General features: G+C 46.9%; 19 protein-coding genes. 8 read left to right on the top strand and 11 right to left on the bottom strand.

Features of this window, described 5'->3' with window-relative positions:
• Positions 1-12: 12 nt before the first annotated feature.
• The 3 genes from R7Q41_RS21880 (at position 13) to crp (ending at position 2,093) form a co-directional block, all read left to right on the top strand.
• Positions 13-225 carry a YheU family protein gene (locus R7Q41_RS21880; RefSeq protein ID WP_005381436.1) on the top strand — a complete coding sequence of 71 codons (213 nt, stop codon included), beginning with the start codon at positions 13-15 and terminating at the stop codon, positions 223-225.
• 125 nt (positions 226-350) lie between these two features.
• Complete coding sequence (locus R7Q41_RS21875) at positions 351-1,220, top strand: phosphoribulokinase (protein WP_005381434.1); 870 nt, start codon at positions 351-353, stop codon at positions 1,218-1,220.
• Positions 1,221-1,460: 240 nt separating this feature from the next.
• Positions 1,461-2,093 (top strand): cAMP-activated global transcriptional regulator CRP, encoded by a 633-nt coding sequence (crp, locus tag R7Q41_RS21870; RefSeq protein WP_005381432.1) that lies wholly within the window; start codon positions 1,461-1,463, stop codon positions 2,091-2,093.
• 136 nt (positions 2,094-2,229) lie between these two features.
• On the opposite strand, the gene R7Q41_RS21865 is transcribed toward crp, so the two are convergent.
• The 6 genes from R7Q41_RS21865 to R7Q41_RS21840 form a co-directional block, all read right to left on the bottom strand.
• Positions 2,230-3,021 (bottom strand): DUF1338 domain-containing protein, encoded by a 792-nt coding sequence (locus tag R7Q41_RS21865; protein ID WP_005381426.1) that lies wholly within the window; start codon positions 3,019-3,021, stop codon positions 2,230-2,232.
• Positions 3,022-3,269: 248 nt separating this feature from the next.
• Positions 3,270-4,727, bottom strand: a complete 1,458-nt coding sequence (gene astD / locus R7Q41_RS21860; RefSeq protein WP_005381424.1) for a succinylglutamate-semialdehyde dehydrogenase — start codon at positions 4,725-4,727, stop codon at positions 3,270-3,272.
• A gap of 28 nt (positions 4,728-4,755) precedes the next feature.
• Complete coding sequence (gene astA, locus R7Q41_RS21855; RefSeq protein ID WP_005381422.1) at positions 4,756-5,775, bottom strand: arginine N-succinyltransferase; 1,020 nt, start codon at positions 5,773-5,775, stop codon at positions 4,756-4,758.
• Between the two features lie 109 nt (positions 5,776-5,884).
• The gene (locus tag R7Q41_RS21850; RefSeq protein ID WP_005381420.1) at positions 5,885-7,096 is read right to left on the bottom strand and encodes an aspartate aminotransferase family protein; all 1,212 of its coding nucleotides are present in this window, start codon (positions 7,094-7,096) and stop codon (positions 5,885-5,887) included.
• A 361-nt stretch (positions 7,097-7,457) separates the two neighbouring features.
• Complete coding sequence (locus tag R7Q41_RS21845) at positions 7,458-8,045, bottom strand: aminodeoxychorismate/anthranilate synthase component II (RefSeq protein WP_065274924.1); 588 nt, start codon at positions 8,043-8,045, stop codon at positions 7,458-7,460.
• Positions 8,046-8,114: 69 nt separating this feature from the next.
• Complete coding sequence (locus R7Q41_RS21840; RefSeq protein WP_005381417.1) at positions 8,115-8,594, bottom strand: MarR family winged helix-turn-helix transcriptional regulator; 480 nt, start codon at positions 8,592-8,594, stop codon at positions 8,115-8,117.
• 122 nt (positions 8,595-8,716) lie between these two features.
• On the opposite strand from R7Q41_RS21840, the gene R7Q41_RS21835 reads away from it, so the two are divergent.
• From R7Q41_RS21835 to R7Q41_RS21820, 4 genes are all read left to right on the top strand, one after another.
• A complete protein-coding gene (locus tag R7Q41_RS21835) occupies positions 8,717-9,589 on the top strand; it encodes an EamA family transporter (RefSeq protein ID WP_005381415.1) in 873 nt (290 codons plus the stop codon).
• Positions 9,590-9,628: 39 nt separating this feature from the next.
• A complete protein-coding gene (locus R7Q41_RS21830) occupies positions 9,629-10,222 on the top strand; it encodes an NADPH-dependent FMN reductase (RefSeq protein WP_053350711.1) in 594 nt (197 codons plus the stop codon).
• Between the two features lie 147 nt (positions 10,223-10,369).
• Positions 10,370-11,542 carry a M20 aminoacylase family protein gene (locus R7Q41_RS21825; RefSeq protein ID WP_005381411.1) on the top strand — a complete coding sequence of 391 codons (1,173 nt, stop codon included), beginning with the start codon at positions 10,370-10,372 and terminating at the stop codon, positions 11,540-11,542.
• 52 nt (positions 11,543-11,594) lie between these two features.
• Complete coding sequence (locus tag R7Q41_RS21820) at positions 11,595-13,106, top strand: AbgT family transporter (RefSeq protein ID WP_053303039.1); 1,512 nt, start codon at positions 11,595-11,597, stop codon at positions 13,104-13,106.
• A gap of 6 nt (positions 13,107-13,112) precedes the next feature.
• Here the strand turns inward: R7Q41_RS21820 and R7Q41_RS21815 are convergent, their stop codons facing one another.
• The gene (locus R7Q41_RS21815; RefSeq protein ID WP_033907171.1) at positions 13,113-14,027 is read right to left on the bottom strand and encodes a LysR family transcriptional regulator; all 915 of its coding nucleotides are present in this window, start codon (positions 14,025-14,027) and stop codon (positions 13,113-13,115) included.
• Between the two features lie 167 nt (positions 14,028-14,194).
• Positions 14,195-17,149: an ExeM/NucH family extracellular endonuclease gene (locus R7Q41_RS21810; protein ID WP_318144660.1), complete on the bottom strand. Its 2,955-nt coding sequence runs from the start codon at positions 17,147-17,149 to the stop codon at positions 14,195-14,197.
• Positions 17,150-17,693: 544 nt separating this feature from the next.
• On the opposite strand from R7Q41_RS21810, the gene R7Q41_RS21805 reads away from it, so the two are divergent.
• Complete coding sequence (locus R7Q41_RS21805; protein ID WP_005381401.1) at positions 17,694-18,068, top strand: hypothetical protein; 375 nt, start codon at positions 17,694-17,696, stop codon at positions 18,066-18,068.
• A 57-nt stretch (positions 18,069-18,125) separates the two neighbouring features.
• Here R7Q41_RS21805 and trpS read toward each other — a convergent pair whose 3' ends face one another.
• The 3 genes from trpS to rlmB form a co-directional block, all read right to left on the bottom strand.
• Positions 18,126-19,142, bottom strand: coding sequence for a tryptophan--tRNA ligase (trpS, locus tag R7Q41_RS21800; protein ID WP_005381398.1), 1,017 nt, complete (start codon positions 19,140-19,142; stop codon positions 18,126-18,128).
• Positions 19,143-19,258: 116 nt separating this feature from the next.
• Entirely contained in the window at positions 19,259-19,945 is a 687-nt protein-coding gene (locus tag R7Q41_RS21795) for a phosphoglycolate phosphatase (RefSeq protein WP_005382834.1), read from the bottom strand.
• Between the two features lie 110 nt (positions 19,946-20,055).
• On the bottom strand, positions 20,056-20,799 hold the full coding sequence (rlmB, locus tag R7Q41_RS21790) for a 23S rRNA (guanosine(2251)-2'-O)-methyltransferase RlmB (RefSeq protein WP_005381395.1): 744 nt from the start codon (positions 20,797-20,799) through the stop codon (positions 20,056-20,058).
• Between the last annotated feature and the right edge of the window lie 38 nt (positions 20,800-20,837).

The raw sequence follows: 20,837 nt of genomic DNA, 5'->3' as shown, positions 1-20,837 counted from the left end.
TTAGAGGTATTTATGATCATTCCATGGCAAGACATTGCGCCGGAAACATTGGAAAACTTAATTCGTGAATTCGTCTTACGCGAAGGAACGGATTACGGAACCGTCGAGGTTTCTTTGCATGACAAAATTGATCAAGTTAAAGCTCAATTGGAAAAAGGTGAAGCGGTTATCGTGTTCTCTGAGCTACACGAAACCGTCGATATTCAGCATAAAACAAAATTTTAGACCCTTCACATTTTACCGTATCCCACTCGATGACAAGGTATTGTTACGTGCTATAGTGGGATATCGACCGTGCAGTAGTAACTCTACTGCACATTACAGGTAAGTAATTTTCGACAAGGTTTGTCATGTCAGCTAAACACCCAATTATTGCGGTTACTGGTTCGTCCGGTGCCGGCACGACCACTACATCTGAAGCCTTCCGTAAAATGTTCAATATGATGAACGTTAAACCCGCATGGGTTGAAGGCGATAGCTTCCATCGCTTTACTCGCCCAGAAATGGACATCGAAATCCGCAAAGCCCGCGAGCAAGGTCGACACATTAGCTACTTTGGCCCACAAGCTAATGACTTCCCGGGATTAGAAGAGTTTTTCCGTAAGTTCGGGCATGACGGCACTGGCAGCGTGCGCCGTTATCTGCACACGTTTGACGAAGCGGTTCCCTACAATCAAATGCCAGGCACGTTTACACCGTGGCAAGACTTACCCGAAAACAGCGACGTGCTGTTTTATGAAGGGTTACATGGTGGCGTGGTCGATGGCGATGTTAATGTTGCTCAACATGTGGATTTCTTAATTGGCATGGTGCCGATTGTGAACTTAGAGTGGATCCAAAAATTCGTACGTGACACTCGCGATCGCGGCCATTCGCGTGAAGCGGTAATGGACTCAATCGTGCGATCCATGGACGATTACCTCAACTATATCACTCCGCAGTTTTCTCGTACTCACATCAACTTCCAGCGCGTACCGACCGTTGATACTTCCAACCCACTTAATGCAAAAGGCATCCCTAGTTTGGATGAGAGTTTTGTGGTGATTCGCCTACGCGGTATCAAGAATGTCGACTTCCCATATCTGCTGGCCATGATTGATGGCTCATTCATGTCACGCCACAACACGATTGTCGTGCCCGGCGGTAAGATGAGCTTTGCAATGGAGCTCATAGTTCGGCCTATCCTACAACAGCTCATCGAAACAGGGAAAATTGGCTAAAAACCTGCCTGCGAAGATGTTTACTTTTCATACCGTGATCATGTGCACAGTTTTGCTTACAAAATCTCAATCATGGCACGATTAAAATCAAGAAATCGTTTTCGAAAAAGGATACTATTTCTTACCGAAACACAAGAGAGCTTGCAGCATATAAAAAGTGCTCTTATTCTAGTAGGCCTAATTCAGGCTTAGCTAAAATATGGATAGCGCAAGCGTACCCTGCAGAGGAAGTGAGATATTATGGTTCTAGGTAAACCTCAAACCGACCCAACATTAGAGTGGTTTCTTTCACACTGTCATATTCATAAGTACCCTTCAAAGAGCACGCTAATTCACGCGGGCGAAAAGGCAGAAACTTTGTACTACATCGTTAAAGGTTCTGTTGCGGTTCTTATCAAAGACGAAGAAGGTAAGGAGATGATCCTTTCTTACCTAAACCAAGGAGACTTTATTGGTGAACTTGGTCTATTCGAGGAAGACCAAGAGCGCACAGCTTGGGTTCGTGCTAAATCTCCTTGTGAAGTTGCTGAAATTTCTTTCAAGAAGTTCCGTCAGCTTATCCAAGTAAACCCAGACATCCTAATGCGTCTTTCTGCGCAGATGGCTCGTCGTCTTCAAGTAACTAGCCAAAAAGTGGGTGACCTGGCGTTCCTAGACGTAACTGGTCGTATCGCTCAGACGCTTCTGAACCTTGCAAAACAACCAGACGCAATGACTCATCCAGACGGCATGCAAATCAAGATCACTCGTCAAGAAATCGGTCAAATTGTTGGCTGTTCTCGTGAGACAGTAGGTCGTATCTTGAAGATGCTAGAAGAGCAGAACCTAATCTCTGCTCACGGTAAAACCATCGTGGTTTACGGTACTCGTTAATCTCGAACTAGAGTGACACGAACAAAATTATAAAAGCCACCAATGGCAACATTGGTGGCTTTTTATTTACTCATGACCAAATGAGATAGGGTGCAGCGAACACTAATGAGTAAGCTTAACAGGTTAACCCTAAAACTTAGCCATTCGTGCTTTCAAAGATTTTGTCAGCTGAAGCGGCCACGAAACCTGGGTACAAATCACCATTTTCCATCGGATAGCGCTTAGCAAATTCATAAAACCCGCCAGGGATAATTTCAGTGCCTTCGCTAAAACGAACCGCTACTTTATCTGCCATGGTCGATGACTGCTCTAGCAACACCTCAGGAGTGCCCTTCACTTCACCACCATTTTCATTAATGGTAAACCCAGCGGTACGCAGATGATCGTTTACCTGCTTCACTTCTTCATATTCATTGAGCTGGTTAACGCTCACCGTGAAGTGGTTTGCTCCGTAACCATGCGCCGCAAGCCAAGATGCGTACTCACTTTCTTTAGCCAACGTTTGGTAATCAGCAAAGCTTAAATCCCACAAGCGTCCACCATGTAAGAATGCGCTATCGTTCAGCTTGTCAGCATCGACTTGTGCCACCAAATTTTTCACAATCTCTTGTAGCTCAGACGAGCACTCTTCAACTTTTAGCTCACTAATAAATACTTTAGGTTGCTTCGGATCTGGGTGCTCATAGTGCTTAGCAACCAGCTTTTTGCTTTCGAAAACGTAATCACCACACGCCTTGTAACCAATAGCTACAAATGGCTTAGCTAGAGTTTCAATACCAAGAGGCGCGATATTGAAGGTACGTAAAGCTATATGATCATTAATCAGAGGCTCATCTTCTTGAAGCAGCTGATGCACTTTAGCAGCCGAAGGGCAAAGACGTTGAATGTAATCTTGCCATAGCGATTCAAATAACACATCGGGCGTCATAACGACTCCTTGTTACGAGATGTAGAGTTTAAAGGTAAGCGGAAGTTGGCTGCTCGTTCACAACAAGAGTTGTCCAGAATAATGAACGAGCAACCATCAACCTGTGACGGTAAATGCCAGTCAGTCAACACGCTTTTCCGAGTCTTTGCTCACTTTTCGTGTTCTGCCAACGATCACTACAACCCATACCTAAATGATGCGCCGGCAAGGTGAGCCGCAATGCATAGTTGCGACTCTATAATAAAAACTTATAGCGCTACACCTGGACTCAATGTTGCAGGCAAGACAGTTTCTTGACCTTCCATTGATGCCATTGGGTACGCACAGTAATCTGCTGCGTAGTAAGCGCTTGGGCGCAAGTTACCCGACGCCCCCGGACCACCAAATGGCGCATCACCGCTTGCACCAGTGAGCTGGCGGTTACGGTTCACGATACCTGCACGAATGTGGTCAACGAAGTATTCCCACTCTTGGTCGTCGGTTGAAACCAAACCAGCAGATAAGCCAAAGCGCGTATCGTTTGCTAGCGCCACGGCTTTATCTAATCCTTCGTAGCGCACCACTTGCAGAAGTGGGCCGAAGTATTCTTCATCTGGTAACTCAGCAATGTTCGTTACATCAATGATGCCAGGAGAAACAAACGCCGCCTCTCCTGCTTTCGCTTCAATCAAGCTTTCACCGCCAAGAGACTGTAGATTAGCTTGTGCATCAAGAATAAACTTGGCTGCCGCGACCGAAATTTGCGGTCCCATAAATGGCGCAGGTTCTGCAAATGGTTGGTCTACGCGAATATTGCGTGTCGCTTCAACGAGTTTGGTGATAAGCGCATCGCCTTTTTCACCCAATGGCACATACAAACGACGAGCACACGTACAACGCTGCCCAGCACTGATAAACGCTGACTGGATGATGGTGTAAACCGTGGCATCCAAATCACCATATTTATCAGAGATCACCATAGGGTTATTACCACCCATTTCTAGTGCGAGCATCTTGCCCGGTTGACCCGCAAATTGACGGTGTAATACATGCCCCGTATTCGCGCTACCCGTAAACAGTACGCCATCAATGCCTTTTGCGTCAGCTAGGGCGATACCAGTTTCTTTCGCGCCTTGAACAAGGTTAATCACGCCTTTCGGCAGACCGGCTTCTTCCCATAGCTTCATTGCCAATTCACCCGTCCATGGCGTTTGCTCAGACGGTTTGAAGACTACCGTGTTACCAGCCAGTAGCGCAGGCACAATGTGACCATTTGGTAGGTGGCCTGGGAAGTTGTAAGGACCAAACACCGCCATCACGCCCAATGGGCGGTGGCGCAATACGATTTGGTTGCCTGCTGCTTCACGGCTCGCCTCACCAGTGCGGTCATGATAAGCGCGAATCGAAATGGCAATTTTACCTGCCATGGCTGCTGCTTCAGTGCGCGTTTCCCAAATCGGCTTACCGGTTTCTTTGGCAATCACTTCGGCGATTTTTTCGCTGTTCTCTTTTACTTTCTCCGCAAAAGCCAACACGATTGCCTCACGCTCTGAAAATGGACGCTTTTTCCAGTCAATAAACGCTTCACGCGCTGCAGATACCGCCTGGTTCACCTGCTCTGCCGTTGCACCTTTGCCTTGCCAGATCACTTCTTGGTTGTACGGCGACAGAGACGTAAATGCTTCACCCTGACCTTGTACCCATTCACCTGCAATCCAATGTGTCATTGTTTCTATCCTTAAATTCTGTCGTCTGTTACTGCGGAAGAAGGCGGACGAAATCCCCTTCTTCAACCGAAAGTGCATCCGCAACGTCTGGTGCGATCATTACGCTCTGTGTCTCTGCGTCATACGCCGCCTTAGTGACTGTCGCACGGAAGTTCTCGAAAGATGAATTACACATCAAGAAGTCTTGTGTGCTGGAATGTTCAGAGATTTTGACTTGCGCGCGGAATGAATGACGTACCGACTCAATATTACGCAGATCACACTCAACCGTTGGGCCACCATCGAAGATGTCGACGTAGCCTCGGTTGGTAAAACCTTCACGCTCGAGCAGCTTCAGCGCTGGACGCGTGTTGTCATGTACTTGACCAATCACGGCTTGCGCTTCTGGGCTGAGCAGGTTGATGTAAATAGGCAGTTTCGGCATCAAGTCGGCGATAAAGCCTTTCTTGCCGATACCTGTTAGGTAATCTGCAAGCGTAAAATCGATAGAGAAGAAATGCTCTTGGAGCCATTGCCAGAATGGTGAATTACCCTCGTCGTCTGAAACGCCACGCATCTCCGCAAAGATCGTTTCAGAGAAGCGCTCTGGGTGCTCTGCCATCATTAGGAAACGACACTTCGACATTAGACGACCATTCAGACCTTGGCGGAATTTCTCACGCAAGAACAAGGTACAAATTTCGCTGTTACCCGTGTAGTTATTACCAAAAGTAAGCAGTTTAACGACGTTGTTAACGCCAAGCTTTGGCGACGAGTGCACAACTTTACTAATGTGATATGAGTAAAATGGGACATCCCAGCCGATAGATGCTTCGATTCCGGTGGTACCCGCAACCTCACCCGTTTCAGAGTCAAAGCCAACCATCAGGTAGCCTTCATCGCCTGGTTCTGCCACATCAGGCTTACCAAAGCTGTACTCTGAATGTTTGATTCGATTGGTTAACAGTTCTTCGTTAACCGGTAGAGATGTAAATCCGTGACCAGACTCCACCGCACAAGTGTGCAGTGCGTCGTAATCCGACATCGCGATAGGGCGAACTACTAGCATCAATACTCCCTCCAGATGCAAGAAGATCCTAACTATATTGTAGGAACAATTCCCCCATCAGAGATCCTTGACGGGGGTGTCTGCGTTGACGTTTAAACTGATATCGCGCTTAAACTAAAGTCGCGATCGCTTTATCCAGTTTCGCCAAGCCTTCTTCAATTTCTTGTTGTGTGATAACGAGTGATGGTGTGAAACGTACGACATTGGCACCCGCAACCAATACCATGAGACCTTGTTTACCTGCCGCAACCAGCACGTCACGCGCACGGCCTTGCCATTCTTCATTTAGTGCAGCGCCAAGTAATAGGCCTTGACCGCGCACTTCTGAGAAGATGTTGTACTTCGCGTTGATCTTCTCTAGACCTTCACGGAACATTGCTTCGCGTTCTAGTACACCAGCCAACACCTCTGGCTTAGTGACTTCATTTACAACCGCTTCTGCAACCGCACACGCTAGTGGGTTACCGCCATATGTAGAACCGTGAGTGCCCACTTTCATGTGCTCTGCCAATTTTGCTGTCGTTAGCATTGCACCGATTGGGAAACCGCCACCAAGTGATTTCGCAGTACTTAGAATATCTGGCGTGATACCTAAACCTTGGTAAGCGTAGAAGTTACCTGTTCGGCCATTACCAGTTTGCACTTCATCGAAGATCAGTAAGGCGTTGTGTTTGTCACACAGCTCGCGAACCGCTTGAGCGAACTCAGGCGTTGGTGGCACGATGCCGCCTTCACCTTGTAGTGGCTCCATCATGACCGCACAAGTACGATCAGACATGTGTGCTTGTAAAGCTTCGATATCGTTGTAAGGAAGGTGTGTCACGTCGCCTGGCTTAGGACCGAAGCCGTCAGAGTATGCCGCTTGGCCACCAACCGTTACGGTAAAGAATGTACGACCGTGGAAACCTTGTTTGAATGCAATGATTTCAGATTTCTCAGTGCCATGAACGTCTGCTGCATAACGACGTGCCAGCTTCAAAGCGGCTTCGTTTGCTTCTGCGCCAGAGTTAGCAAAGAACACTCGCTCAGCAAAACTCACTTCTGTTAGCTTTTTCGCCAGACGAAGGGCTGGTTCGTTCGTCATAACGTTACTTAAGTGCCAAAGCTTGTTAGCTTGCTCTGTTAGCGCGTTTACCATTACTGGATGACAATGGCCAAGACAGCTCACTGCAATACCACCAGCAAAGTCGATGTATTCATTACCTTCCTGATCCCAAACACGTGAACCTTCACCTTTAACAGGGATCATTTCCATCGGGTTATAGCAAGGTACCATTACCTCATCGAATAAACCGCGCTCTACTTTAATTTCCGTTGTCATTGCACATTCCTTCTTGATACCGCATGCGTAGCAGATAAGCGAATTTAACCGGCTCTCTTTGCCAGCAAATAATGTTTTGCATTTAAGCTATTGCGGCATTGTATTTACATTTAATTAACCATTTCAATAGTGATTTATTCTTTTCGTTCTCGAAAGCAACTTCCATTAATCACTGCTTATGACTATTTATGCATCAAGAAAGTAAAATAGAGAAGTGATTTTTTATAAATGTTATGTAATACAGGGGATAGAAGGTTTAAAAAGACATGAATAGACAAAGAGACTCGAGAGAATCGCATAGTTTTGCAATCCGCTCACCTCAGCAAAAAGATGAATGATTTGTTAAGAAAAGTGATCGCGATCAGATCGTTTTGCGTGCTAAAAAGTTCGCAAGCAACTCGTGACCTTGCTCAGTTTTGATTGATTCTGGGTGGAACTGCACCGCATCAATTGGCAAGGTTTTATGTTGGTAACCCATTATTTCATCCATGCTTCCGTCAGGCAGTTCTGTCCATGCAGTCAGTTCAAACACGTCGGGTAAAGTACCGTTTTTCACCACAAGAGAGTGATAACGGGTTACCGTGAGTGGGTTATTCAGATTTTTAAACACACTACGACCGTTGTGACGAATTGGTGAGGTCTTACCGTGCATCACTTGTCGTGCACGTACCACTTCGCCCCCAAACACTTGCGCTATCGCTTGATGGCCAAGACAAACACCCAATATTGGAAGCTTACCAGCGAAGTGTTCTATCGCTTTCAGTGAAATACCTGCTTCGTTCGGCGTACATGGCCCTGGCGAGATCACCAAATGAGTTGGGTTGAGCGCCTCAATGCCTTGGATATCGATTTCATCGTTACGCACCACCTTTACGTCTGCACCAAGCTCGCAGAAGTATTGGTAAAGGTTGTAGGTAAACGAATCATAATTATCGATAATTAACAGCATGGGACTACATCGTGGAAACCTGAAAGCGAGTATTGTGCCGCCTTTTTATCTAAACGCAAGTACGATCAGTTATTCCACCTCGGCTTGCAGGAACTTACTCAGCAGGCTTTCCAACGCATTTCTTTCTTCAGAGTCGAGACAAGTTAAGTGCTGTTCCATGCTCGCGACATGCGCTTCAAGCACCTGATCTAAAAAGGCAACACCGTCTTCCGTCAATGTCACTCGATTACTTCTGCGGTCGCTTTCGCTCGCTACGCGGTGCACCCAACCTTTTTGTACTAGGCCTTCTAATCGGGTACTTACCGCACCAGACGAAATCATCAACGTTTTGTACAACGTTGTCGGAGTGACGGGTTCGACGCTACGTCTTAACGTCGCCAGAATATCGAACTCAATCGCGCTGATCCCAGCATCACCGCACACTTGGCCATGGGCCTGTTCCCAGAAGTTTGCCGCGCGACGAATTCGCCCAACCACGCCCATCGAAGAACAATCTAAGTCAGGTCGTGCTTGCTGCCACTGCTGAAGAATCTTATCTACACCGTCCATTACATCATCCTCACGATCATCACTAACTAAAAATCTTTTCAAAAAGATACTTGACCAAAAGAAAAAACACCATTACTTTTAAAAAACAATCTTTCACAAAAGATACTTTTACAGGAGTTATTATGACCAGCGCAGAAAGGATTCAAGCAATACTGCTCACCGCGATTGCTCCCACCGTTTGGGGCAGCACCTATATCGTCACTACTGAGTTGCTACCCGCAGACAGTCCCCTGCTCGCTTCTGCGATACGCGCACTGCCTGCAGGATTACTGCTCATCGCGTATACACGCTGCTTTCCGAACCAGCAATGGTGGGGAAAACTCGCTTGCCTTGGAACGCTCAACATCGGGCTGTTTTTCTACTGTTTATTTTTTGCGGCGAGCTACCTGCCCGGAGGAACGGCGGCATTGGTCATGTCGAGCCAACCGATCATCGTGATGCTACTCAGTGGGCTGGTATTAAAAAGTAAGATCGCCTTGAGCCACTGCATCGCAGCAATCTTCGGGGTGCTTGGTGTAGCGCTTATCGTCATCAACGAAACGGTGCAGATCAGCGCGCAAGGAATTGTTCTGGCGGTACTAGGTACATTAAGCATGGCAAGTGGCGTGGTGCTCACCAAATACTGGGGACGTCCGGAGAATATGTCGACATTGGCGTTCACTGGCTGGCAACTCCTCGTCGGAGGCATCCTTTTATTACCTGCAGCGCTATGGTTTGAAGGTCTACCGGAGACCATTTCGCTAAAAAACTTGGCCGGATACAGCTACCTAACCATAGTGGGCGCGGTACTCGCTTACGCACTGTGGTTTAAAGGAATCGAGCGTCTTCCTGCAACAAACGTCGCGTTTCTAGGATTTCTGAGTAGCGTCTCGGCGAGCGTGTTGGGCTACGTATTTTTAGATGAAATACTCACACCACTGCAATTGTTAGGTGCAGGAGCAATACTGGTTTCGATCTTTTTGGCCTCCCATAGTCCTAAAGCTGCAAATGCATAACTCCAATAAACAAGATATAAAATTCAAAAGGAAATGATTATGAAACTAACGATTGTCTCTGGCAGCCAAAGGGCAAATTCACAAAGTCTCAACGTAGCTCGTTTTCTCAAACAGCACGGTTTGCAAGAATTCGACCAAGTGGAGATCCTCGACCTGCATGAACTGAACCTGCCATTTTGGAATGAAGGCGTTTGGCAAGGTATCCAAGAGTGGGATGTTTGGACACCAATCGCGCAAAAACTGCAAGAGTCTGACGCGTTTGTCTTTATCACACCGGAATGGCACGGGATGGCAACCCCTGCGCTGAAAAACTTCCTATTGCTGACGACAGCAAACGAACTGGCACATAAACCAGCACTATTGGTGAGTGTCAGCGTGAGTATCAACGGTGTTTACCCGATCAGCGAATTGCGCATGACCGGCAGCAAAAATAACCACGTGTGCTTTTTGCCTGACCACCTCATTGTGCGCAACAGCGATAAACTCATCGATCAAGATGCGAATAGCGATGACAGTGATTTTGTCGCTCGCACCCAATACACCTTGAAACTGCTCAGCTGTTACGCGAGCGCATTAGCACCAGTGCATCAGGACATGCTGCCGCTTGGTAAACCATTCACCTACGGGATGTAATCGTCATTTAAGCCGCTCAGTATTGGGCGGCGTTTAGTTTAACCTCTCTCCAAGCAACTATTAGCAACGCTAATAGTTTCAGTAGTAATCCGGTTTGTTTGAATTGTTTCAATAGTGTTAAATTATTCTCAATTAAAGGGGAGATGTATGAACATTATTGAAGTCTTAGAACCTTGGTTAGCCGACGCGATTAGTCTCCGTCATGCCATTCATAAACAACCAGAATTAGGTTTTGAAGAAAATAACACTCAAGCGTTAGTGGTTGCCGAGCTCGAAAAGTACGGCGTCGATGAAATCTGTACTGATTTCGCCAAAACGGGCGTGGTGGGTGTGATTCACGGCTCGCTCGGGGACGGAAAGAGCATCGGTCTTCGCGCCGACATGGACGCGCTACCCATCCATGAAGCCAACACATTTGCCCACCGTTCGTGCCACGACGGTAAAATGCACGCTTGTGGCCATGACGGTCACACCACTATGTTGTTACTCGCTGCGCGCTACTTGGCCCAGTCGCGTAACTTTGCAGGCAAAGCGGTGCTGATATTCCAACCGGCAGAAGAAGGTCGCGGTGGCGCCGAGACCATGATCACCGACGGCGTGTTAGAGCGCTTCCCGATCGACGAATGCTACGCTCTGCACAATATGCCGGGCATTCCTGAAGGGCATTTCGCATTTAAGACGGGGCCAATAATGGCGAGCTCTGACCGTCTGTTTGTCACTGTCGACGGAAAAAGTGGTCATGCTGGCTTACCACACACAACCCAAGATCCATTACTTGTCGCGACCCATATTTACCAAGGTATTCAAGGCATGGTCAGCCGCAACTACGACCCGTTTGATCCACTAGTGGTTTCGGTCACACAGCTGCATTGTGGAGAAACAACCAACGCCATCGCCGACCAAGCTCATATGAGCGGTACGTTCCGTACTTTGTCTCAACAAACACGAGATAGCTTGGTTGAACGACTCGAGCAACTAGTAGCTCACAGCGCCAAGGCGCACGGGATGCAAGCAGAATTTAAACTCGGACCAATTTCTCACCCACCGACGGTTAACACCGAAAACGAAACTCGGCGAGCGATCGACGCAGCGGCTCAAACCGTTGGAGCTGAGCGCGTTAACCCAAGCTGTGAAGCTATGCTAACCAGCGAAGACTTCGCCTTTTTCCTCAACAAAGTACCGGGTTGCTACGGCTTTATCGGCAACGGCACTGAGGAGCAAGGATGCAGCGTTGGCCTGCACAACAAAGCCTACGACTTTAACGATCGGCTGCTGCCGATTGGCGCCGCTTACTTTATCAATTTGATTGAACAGCAATAACAACAAATGAGGGGAAGTGACTCCCCTTTTTACACAAAGGAGTGTTCTAACAATGTCGACTGCAATTACGCAAAAATCGAGTTCAGGCGCGTCAATGATCGACCGCATTGAGCGACTGGGCGATAAAGTCCCTCATCCCTTCTATTTGTTTATCTTCCTGTGCCTCAGCGTCATGCTGCTCTCTTGCCTATTCTCGTTTATTGGCGGCGGCGTGACCCATCCATCTACGGGTGAAGTAGTGCACGTTAAGAGCCTAATCAGTGGTGAAGGTCTGGTTTACATCCTGCAATCGACGGTGAATAACTTCGTCTCGTTTAAACCACTCGGATTGGTCTTATGTATGATGCTAGCGGTGGGGCTATTGCAAGAAGTAGGCTTGGCCGACAGTGCAATCAAACAATCATTGCTCAACGCGCCGCGTCAGTTTGTCACCGCGTCGATTTTCGTCACTGGTATCATCGGTAACCTCGCCTCAGACGCTGCGTTCATTTTGGTTCCCCCTCTCGCAGGTCTGATTTTTGCGGCAACCAACCGCAACCCAATTGTCGGCATCGCCGCAGGTTTTGTCGCGGTCGCGGCTGGGTTTACCGCCAACCTATTTATTGCTGGCACCGATGTATTACTTTCCGGTATTTCAACCGAAGCGTCTGCCATCGTTGAACACGTCGAAGTTAGCCCGGCAGCAAACTGGTACTTTATGTTGCTTTCCGTTCCGATTTTAGTCGTCACAGGGACGCTCATCACCGACAAATACATCGAGCCTAAATTCGCGCATAAAGTGACAACCAACCACGCCGATAGTGAACCGTCTTTTGAAATTACCACTAAGCAAAAGAGTGCGTTGAAATGGGCTGGAGCAGCGTCTTTGGTGTTTATCGCTTTGCTTTTGGCCGCCCTGCTGCCAGCCGATTCACCTCTGCGTAATGCAGACGGCGGTTTGGTACCTTCACCTTTCCTAAAAGGGATTATCCCGATCATCATGGCATTCTTCTTTATGAATGCGGTGGTTTACGGCGTCAAAGCGGGTACGATCAAACAAGCCAGTGATATTCCTGACTTGATGTCCAAAGCGCTCAAGGGCGTTGGCGGCTACATTGTCTTGGTATTTGTGATTGCCCAGTTCATTGCTTGGTTTAAGTGGTCTAATTTAGCTATCTTTATTGCGGTGAATGGTGCGGAATGGATTTCGTCTGTCGAGATGCCAAAGCTGGCGATGATGGCGCTGTTTATGATGCTTGCTGGCGTGATGAACATGATTGTGTTTAGTGGTTCGGCGCAATGGGCGATCATGGCCCCGGTATTTATCCCACTCTTTATGTTACTTGGCGTAGACCCGCAAATTACGCAAATGGGCTACCGTATTGCCGACTCCACCACCAACATCATTTCACCGACCAATCCATATATTCCGATGGTACTGGCGCTGATCGCCAAATATAACCCGCAAGTGAAATTTGGTACTTTCCTCGCGATGATGGTGCCATACGCTCTGGTGCTATTTAGTGTTTGGGGCGGGCTATTCCTGATTTACATGCTGACAGGTTTACCCGTCGGGCCAATGTAACGTCGCTTAACGACTGGGGATAAACTCAGCAAAGCCCCAGTCGCTGACATGCTTTTTCAAAATCAAACTGAACTCATCGACTAACTCTCGATGAGTTTCTTTACGTGTAATGAGCCCTACTGAGCGGTACTGAACCGGTTGAACAATCGGAATAAAGCGAACTTCCACGTTGTTGCTCAACTCACCGATAGTGGAAGACAGAATCGTCGAACCTAGTCCGCTGGAAATCATCCCTAATAGTGTTGAGGTATGCGAAGCGCTCAACTCCGGATCATAGGTTAAACCAATGCGTTGAAACGCTTCGTCAGCAAGTGTGCGTAAACTGTTCCCAGGGCTGACACCAATCGACGCGTATTGATGCGCCTGTTCCCAACTGACTTGCTTATGCTCGGCGAGCGGATGGTCTTGCCGGCAAACAAAGCACAGGTAATCGCGAAACAGTAAATCAAAGTTCAATTCTGGGTGATTCGGATTGGTGTTGATGCCGATGTCTGCCTGCCCTTGTAGTACTGAATGGGTAATGTCATCAACCCGTTCTTCAATTAAGCGAAAAGTAAAATCTGGATAGCGCTTTTTCAGGTCATTGAGGGTTTTCGGCGCTAAGGATGCACACAACGTATATAGCGACGAAACCACCAGCGACTTGTTGTAGCCGTGTTGGCGGTCTTTGTTTTGCTGAACTAGTTTATCCAAGCGATTAACGATAAATCGCGCTTCCTGATACAACTGCTCGCCCGCTTCGGTGAGGATGATTTTCCTGCCTTGGCGCTGATAGAGTTCGCTGGCAAGTTGCTGGGTCAGCTTTTTCATCATCTGGCTCAACGCAGACTGGGTGATGTGCACCTTTTCAGCGGCATAAGTAAAATTTTGTTCCTCAGCCAAGGCGATAAAAGCTTTGAGCTGACGATAGCTAATGTCCATTTAGTAGTCTCACCCTTTGCTCTGCTGAAAAAGTATACCCAAACTTGGTAACTAATACGTCAATATGATTATCCATTTCTATATTTTTTCTGAACATAAAGGCCAGCATAGGCTGGCCTTTGGTCTTTACAGTTATTTAGGAACTGTTTGTCAGGAAGTAAATTCGCTTAGCGGCGACGACGGAATAAGCCGAGACCTAGCAGCGCAAATAGCGCGCCAAAACCAAACGAACCTCCATCTGAATCCTTCGACACTTCTGTTCCAGCTTCAGTTTGCGTCATTGAAACATCACGAACAGAGCTAAACTTCACGATATTACCTGTCGAGTCAGTCACTTTCTCTTCTAACTGATAATTACCTTGCTCTGGCGTTTGTTCAAACTCAATATTCACGCTACGCGCATCAATATCAGCTTGAACTAAAGTTTGGCTAGCCGAGTAAGCTTTCGTATCGCTGCTTGCCGCAGCCGCTTGTGTGGATGGCGTTAAGTTCACCGTAACAATATCGCCCACAACCGCCGTTGGTGGTAAACGGACATCGACGGCTAAGTTGTCACCTGCTTTCGGTAAATCGATGTCATCATCTGGTAAATCAATCGCGATGATCACTGGATCGTGGTCAGAGGCAGAGAACGCATCTTTGTACTTCGGCATATCACCTGTGTACTTGCTGCTGTATTCGAACAAGTTACTCTCTAGTGAGTTGATGTGCCAATCTTCAATTGCTACCACTTTTTGCGCTAGGCTGCTGCTTGCCAATGCGTGGTCCAAATTACCCAGCTCGCCCGAATAGGTGTAAGAAAACGTATCAGTGCCGTGCAGCAACGTGTTTAAGTTGTGCAGACCGTAACCTTTTTCAATTTTGGTCTTCTCTACTTGAAGTTCACCATCACCAATGGTTGTGTAAGCAGCAGTATAAATGTCACGGCCGTATTTCTCTTTCGAGTAATCAGTCAGTGTCAGAAGTGAGTCTTCCATGCCATAAGCATTGAGGTCGCCCATGAGCAATACATCGCCTTTCACCTCTTTCAACGCTTCACCCACTGCGTGCGCAGCAGAAACGCGGAAGTTGTTACAGTTGCCTTGCAGATCCGCTGGCTCAGAATCTTCTACACCAGCAATCCACTCTTCAATACACTCAGAGCCTTTCGACTTAAAGTGGTTTACGACAATAGACAAATCTTCACCCGTCTCTTTCACCGTAAAGGTCTGAAGTAGACTGTGGCGTTGGTACTTATCGTAAGCAGGGTTACTTTCTGTGCCCTCTTTACGAGTAATTGTGTTTTCTGCAATGTGCTGCTCTGGCGTGATGATCACTTTTGCAGCGTCTTTTGGCGTTACTGCGTTAGCACGATATAAAATCGCCACCATGATCGCATCACTGCCAAAGTATTCGTCTTGGTATTTGTCTTGCTCTTCGATTTCGACATACGTGTAATGATCTTCAGCGTCATCAATCTCAGCATTTAGGGCATCAACTAAGTTTTGGATAGCACTGCCATCACCAAAGCCGTTGTTTTCCACTTCCATCAAACCAATGATGTCAGCGTCCATCTTGTTCATCGCCGCAACGATTTTCGCTTGTTGGATCAGGAACTCATCTAGGTTAGTCGCACCACGGTTTTGTCCGGTTGGGTTTTCATGGCCACTGTCAGCCACGGAGTTGAAGTAGTTCAGTACGTTGAAGCTTGCAATACGCAAATCTGAGTCCGCAATCGCTGGGGCATCTTTACGAGCCACATCGAAGCCTTCACCTGAAGTCACAAAGTTGGTGTTATCGACTTCATTGGTCGCAATAAGGCGGTATTCGTTGTAGCTGTAAGCCACGACACCCTGAAGACCTTCTACTCGAGAACCAAGGCGAATGTGCTGCTCTGAAGAGCCATCTTGGTCTGCATCTTTAGCAAAATCTGGGTAGTATGGGATTTGGCCGTTTGGTGCTTTGCCATCTGATTCTAGGTATACGCGGTTTGCTGCGTTGTCTTTTGCTAGCTCAACGGCTGCATCGCTCTCTGCCGCGTGTAATTGAGTCGGCTTTAACAATGGCGCTTCATGAGAAAGCATCATATTGTTACGACGTGAATCGTAGTCGTAAGAGAAGTTGCGAGTTACAAACAAGTCACTTGCCGAGGTTAACTCAACTTGCATCCCTTCATGACGCTCTAGCGCATCACGTAGTGTCTCACCTTCTTTGATAACAAGATCGGTAACTCGAGGGGTTTCAGAGGTGCCTGTTTTCACATAGCTGTTAGCATCAGAAGCAAGCTGAGTATTGCTGTAATACTCTTGAACTTTACCTTTCACACAAACAACATCACCAGCTTTCAGCGCCGTGTCCGCCGCGTCGGTATGAATGAACAAGCCTTCTGAGGTCTTGTCGTTGTTGTCGCTTTCCAATGCTTGTAGATAGAAACCTTTGGTTAAGCCTGTAGTAACAGCAGTCACGACACCCGTTACGAAGTGATCTTCGCCGGTAATGTATGGGTAACCATCAATGAATGGAGATGTGTCGCCTTCACCTTGAATATCTTGAATGGTAGTGAATTTAGGTTGCTGACCGTCTACTTCACAGGCGAATGGGGCTGGTGGCTCAGTCGCATTCAGCTCACCAAGGCCGTCAATGTTGTCTTTCTCAAATGCCGTCCACTGAGATGCATCATAGGTAGCAGAAGGGATTAGTGCATCACGGTTACGAACCAATGTGGTGTCTTTACCAAAATCTACGTCACCCATCACACCGATGATGTCGTGCACTTCACCATCTTTAAGCAGTGCGATCGGGTCGTCACCGTTAAAGTTCGCAACGCTTTTATCTGTGATATCCGAGACAGCTTTGATGGTATCGCTCGCGTCACCATGCGCCAGTACATACACTTGGTTAGCTTGTAGCGTCACTTGGCTAAGGTCGAATGTGCTACCCCAAGTACCACCACCGTTTGATGATTTCGCCAACTCGTAGCCAGTGAGTGTCACCGCAGTATCACCCGTATTAGCGATCTCTACCGCTTTATTATAAGCGCCGCCTTCTACGTATTGGGAAATAATAATCTCTGCGTTCGCGTTTGCACTAAGTGCACTGGCGATGGTTAATGCGAGTATTGAGGGTTTGATTAACGTGTCCATTGTCGTACCTGATATTTATGTAAATGCAAACTTAGCTCTGGTTAGAGCCTGCCATTTGCGTCTACTATCAGGTTTATTTATGAAATAAATAAGAATGAGCAATTAAAGCCGTGAAATGAATCACATGTGAATATAAGAAAATATGCCAGAGCATCCCATTCAAACATTTTTTGTAATAAATACAGAGCGCTATTGATAAACAAATCAGAATTTAGATTGATTACTCAGTTTACTTTTTCACTTCATGTTAAGGAGTAGAAAATACATCACTTGTTGAGTTGCTTATTAACCCAACCGTTCCTGTTACAAATAAAAAATATAATTAGTCACTAATTTAGAATGCTTTAATTTTCACTTGTATCACTGTTCAAGCCCAAGAATCTATTACTCGCTTCGTTCTCTCTTATACAGGCCCCTCATACTTCAAAGTTTTCATGATTTATTCAATAACTTTTCATTACTCACTAGCCAAAAACATACACAAAAGATATAACACCTGCGCGAGACAATAAGATCTCATTAGCTGTAAACCCAGGAACGACAAATGAAAAAAATTCAACGCAGTGTGCTAGCTCTCTCCCTACTTGGCTTGATAGCGGGGTGTCAGTTGACCGCCAGTGAGCCACTTCAACCTACGGCGAATCAAGACATCATCGAATCAGCCAAAAATGAACTGGATGGTATTGAAGAGCTAGAAGTCAGTGACGAGGGTGTTATTACCTTTACTCAGCGTCTAAGAACGCCAGGAACCTACTGGATTCCAGCGAGAATTAAAGAACTCAGCTACGATATATCATGCGTACAGCTTAGTTACTTCATTGATAGAGGCATGGTTGTGAAGTCTGCCTTTCTAGGGGCTCGAGGACGTGTTGAATATTACGACATGGAACGCTGTATGAAAGACACACCATTTCAGTAATACAGGCATAAAAAAAGCTCCACCAAAGTGGAGCTTTTTCGTATTCGTTCTTAGCAACTATGGGCGAGCTACAAAACCTACTGCTTCGTATGCTTTCTTAAGCGTTTCAGCCGCTCGTGCCGAGGCTTTCTCAGCGCCTTGCTGCATTACCTCGTCCATGTAAGCACGATCAGCGCGAATACGGTGATATTCTGCTTGAATTGGCTCAAGCATTGCTACAACTGCCTCACCAACATCTTTCTTAAATGGGCCATACATTTCTACGCCTTGGTACTTCGCTTCAATCTCTTCGAAGCTCATACCTGTCGCCGCGGAGTACAGACCCATTAGGTTAGCAATGCCCGCCTTGTTCTCGATATCATGACGGATACTTGGTGGCGTTTCGGTATCGGTTTGCGCTTTGTTGATCTTCTTAAGGATCGACTTAGGCTCTTCCAGCAGCGTGATAACGTTCTTACGGTTGTCATCAGATTTAGACATCTTCTTCGTTGCGTCTTGAAGGCTCATTACACGCGCATTTACTGTCGGAATGTAAGGCTCTGGAACTTGGAAGATTGGCTGCTCTGGCGAGTAAATATTGTTGAAACGCGTTGCGATATCGCGCGCTAATTCTAGATGTTGCTTCTGGTCACTGCCTACAGGTACTTGGTGTGCACCGTAAAGCAAAATGTCAGCCGCCATCAACACCGGGTAGTCAAATAGACCGACGTTTACGTCATTCGCGTAACGTGCCGATTTGTCTTTAAACTGAGTCATACGGCTCAGCTCACCCATTTGAGTGTAGCAGTTAAGAAGCCAACCTAATTGAGCATGCTCTGGTACATGTGACTGAACAAATAGCGTGCTCTTCTTCGGGTCAACACCAACTGCCAGACAAATTGCCAGTGCGTCTAGAGTTGCTTCATGCAGCGCTTTAGGGTCCTGACGAACCGTAATCGCGTGAAGGTCTACCACACAATATTGGCAATCATAATCGTCTTGCATCTGCTGCCATTGACGTAGAGCACCCAAGTAGTTACCGATACTTAGTTCACCTGAAGGTTGAACACCACTCAATACAATGGGTTTGCTCATTAGAATGATTCCTTTGACTTCTTAATCTAATTAAATGAAAAAAACCGTGCAGTAATAGGTGCACGGTTTACTCAGTGTACTCATTAACGAGTATTTTGGAAGCTCTTTTGTAGCCGTTATGCAGAAACCGCTACAACGTCCAATAATTCTGCCAAACTGTCAGCGACGAAATCTGGATTTGATGCTGAAATAGGTTCACCGTGGTTATAACCATATGTCAGACCAAATGAGGCACAGCCTGCATTCTTTGCTGCGAGAATATCGTTTTTCGAGTCGCCAACCATCAGCATTTCACTTGGTTGGATTTGGTGCTTTTCCATCAACCAGTTCAATGCTACTGGGTTTGGTTTTTTCTCTGGGAATGCATCACCGCCAAGGACATCAACGAAGTATTTTGCGATGTCGTGCTTTTCCAAAACGTCAGGCACAAACTTTGAAGGTTTGTTGGTCACCAACGCCATAACAAAGCCCGCTTTGTGCAGCTCTGCTAGTGTCTCTTTTACCGTTGGGTAAAGATGACTTAGCTTGTGACCGCTTTGCTCGTAGTAATCATCAAACAATACACGCGCTTTAGCACGAAGCTCTTCACTCAGCTCCGGGTTGATGGTCAGGCTTTGGCTTAATGAGCGACCAATAAGCACGTCTGCGCCGTTACCCACGTAATCACGAACTTGTTCTTCTGAAACCGATGGAAAGCCAAGCGCCTGTACTGCTTGGTCTGCCGCGACAGCTAGATCGGGCACGCTATCAAGCAAAGTACCATCTAGATCGAAGGCGATGAATTTAATGTCTTGTTGAGTCATAACTTCCCTGAGGATTTTTATTTATAAATCGGTGAAAACGACAAAGGATGGCACCCCATCCTTTGTTTTTATCATTATGTCTGATTCTACAGTAACTGTTTGTTTCGTCGTTACTTTGCAGCAATACGCTGACGAACTGCCTCAAACAAACAGATGCCGGATGCCACAGATACGTTCAAGCTTGAAACGCTACCAGCCATTGGGATCTTAATCAAATCGTCGCAGGTTTCACGAGTTAGACGACGCATACCGTCACCTTCTGCCCCCATTACGATAGCAAGGGGGCCAGTCAGTTTGGCTTGGTAGATGTCGTGCGTTGCTTCACCCGCAGTACCAACAAACCAGATGCCTTTCTCTTGCAATGTACGCATAGTACGAGCCAAGTTAGTCACTCGGATCAATGGCACGACTTCAGCTGCACCACAAGCGACTTTACTTACCGTCGCATTCATTGGCGCAGAACGATCTTTCGGTACGATGATCGCCGCAGCACCTGCCGCATCTGCGTTACGTAAACACGCACCAAGATTATGTGGATCGGTCACTCCGTCTAACACTAATAGCAGTGGTGATTCGTGCTGCGCCAGGATGTCATCTATATCGTTCTCATTCAGCTGCTTCGCTGGTTTCACACGAGCGATGATGCCTTGGTGATTTGCACCGCGCGCTTTGTCATCCAAGGTTTTACGTGTCATCTGCTGAATAGAAACACCACAAACCTGAAGATCATTTAGGATTGGCATTAGGCGATCATCTTGACGACCTTTTAAAACGTACGCCTCGATAAAACGCTCTGGTTCGCGCTCCAATACCGCCTTCACTGCGTGAATGCCGTAGATAAATTCGTTACTCATTGTTTAACCTGTTGTTCTGGTCGTATTGCCTGCGCCAA

Source organism: Vibrio sp. 2096 (genome assembly GCF_033339595.1).
Classification (GTDB): domain Bacteria; phylum Pseudomonadota; class Gammaproteobacteria; order Enterobacterales; family Vibrionaceae; genus Vibrio; species Vibrio alginolyticus.
The sequence above is the reverse complement of the archived record's forward strand: the minus strand, read 5'-3'. Positions and strand labels throughout refer to the sequence as shown.

Coding starts and splice junctions, on each gene's coding strand:
- trpS (WP_005381398.1), bottom strand. CDS start 19,142: ATGAGCAAACCCATTGTATTGAGTGGTGTTCAACCTTCAGGTGAACTA.
- R7Q41_RS21875 (WP_005381434.1), top strand. CDS start 351: ATGTCAGCTAAACACCCAATTATTGCGGTTACTGGTTCGTCCGGTGCC.
- crp (WP_005381432.1), top strand. CDS start 1,461: ATGGTTCTAGGTAAACCTCAAACCGACCCAACATTAGAGTGGTTTCTT.
- R7Q41_RS21805 (WP_005381401.1), top strand. CDS start 17,694: ATGAAAAAAATTCAACGCAGTGTGCTAGCTCTCTCCCTACTTGGCTTG.
- R7Q41_RS21810 (WP_318144660.1), bottom strand. CDS start 17,149: ATGGACACGTTAATCAAACCCTCAATACTCGCATTAACCATCGCCAGT.
- astD (WP_005381424.1), bottom strand. CDS start 4,727: ATGACACATTGGATTGCAGGTGAATGGGTACAAGGTCAGGGTGAAGCA.
- R7Q41_RS21850 (WP_005381420.1), bottom strand. CDS start 7,096: ATGACAACGGAAATTAAAGTAGAGCGCGGTTTATTCGATGAGGTAATG.
- R7Q41_RS21845 (WP_065274924.1), bottom strand. CDS start 8,045: ATGCTGTTAATTATCGATAATTATGATTCGTTTACCTACAACCTTTAC.
- R7Q41_RS21820 (WP_053303039.1), top strand. CDS start 11,595: ATGTCGACTGCAATTACGCAAAAATCGAGTTCAGGCGCGTCAATGATC.
- astA (WP_005381422.1), bottom strand. CDS start 5,775: ATGCTAGTAGTTCGCCCTATCGCGATGTCGGATTACGACGCACTGCAC.
- rlmB (WP_005381395.1), bottom strand. CDS start 20,799: ATGAGTAACGAATTTATCTACGGCATTCACGCAGTGAAGGCGGTATTG.
- R7Q41_RS21835 (WP_005381415.1), top strand. CDS start 8,717: ATGACCAGCGCAGAAAGGATTCAAGCAATACTGCTCACCGCGATTGCT.
- R7Q41_RS21865 (WP_005381426.1), bottom strand. CDS start 3,021: ATGACGCCCGATGTGTTATTTGAATCGCTATGGCAAGATTACATTCAA.
- R7Q41_RS21840 (WP_005381417.1), bottom strand. CDS start 8,594: ATGGACGGTGTAGATAAGATTCTTCAGCAGTGGCAGCAAGCACGACCT.
- R7Q41_RS21815 (WP_033907171.1), bottom strand. CDS start 14,027: ATGGACATTAGCTATCGTCAGCTCAAAGCTTTTATCGCCTTGGCTGAG.
- R7Q41_RS21830 (WP_053350711.1), top strand. CDS start 9,629: ATGAAACTAACGATTGTCTCTGGCAGCCAAAGGGCAAATTCACAAAGT.
- R7Q41_RS21880 (WP_005381436.1), top strand. CDS start 13: ATGATCATTCCATGGCAAGACATTGCGCCGGAAACATTGGAAAACTTA.
- R7Q41_RS21825 (WP_005381411.1), top strand. CDS start 10,370: ATGAACATTATTGAAGTCTTAGAACCTTGGTTAGCCGACGCGATTAGT.
- R7Q41_RS21795 (WP_005382834.1), bottom strand. CDS start 19,945: ATGACTCAACAAGACATTAAATTCATCGCCTTCGATCTAGATGGTACT.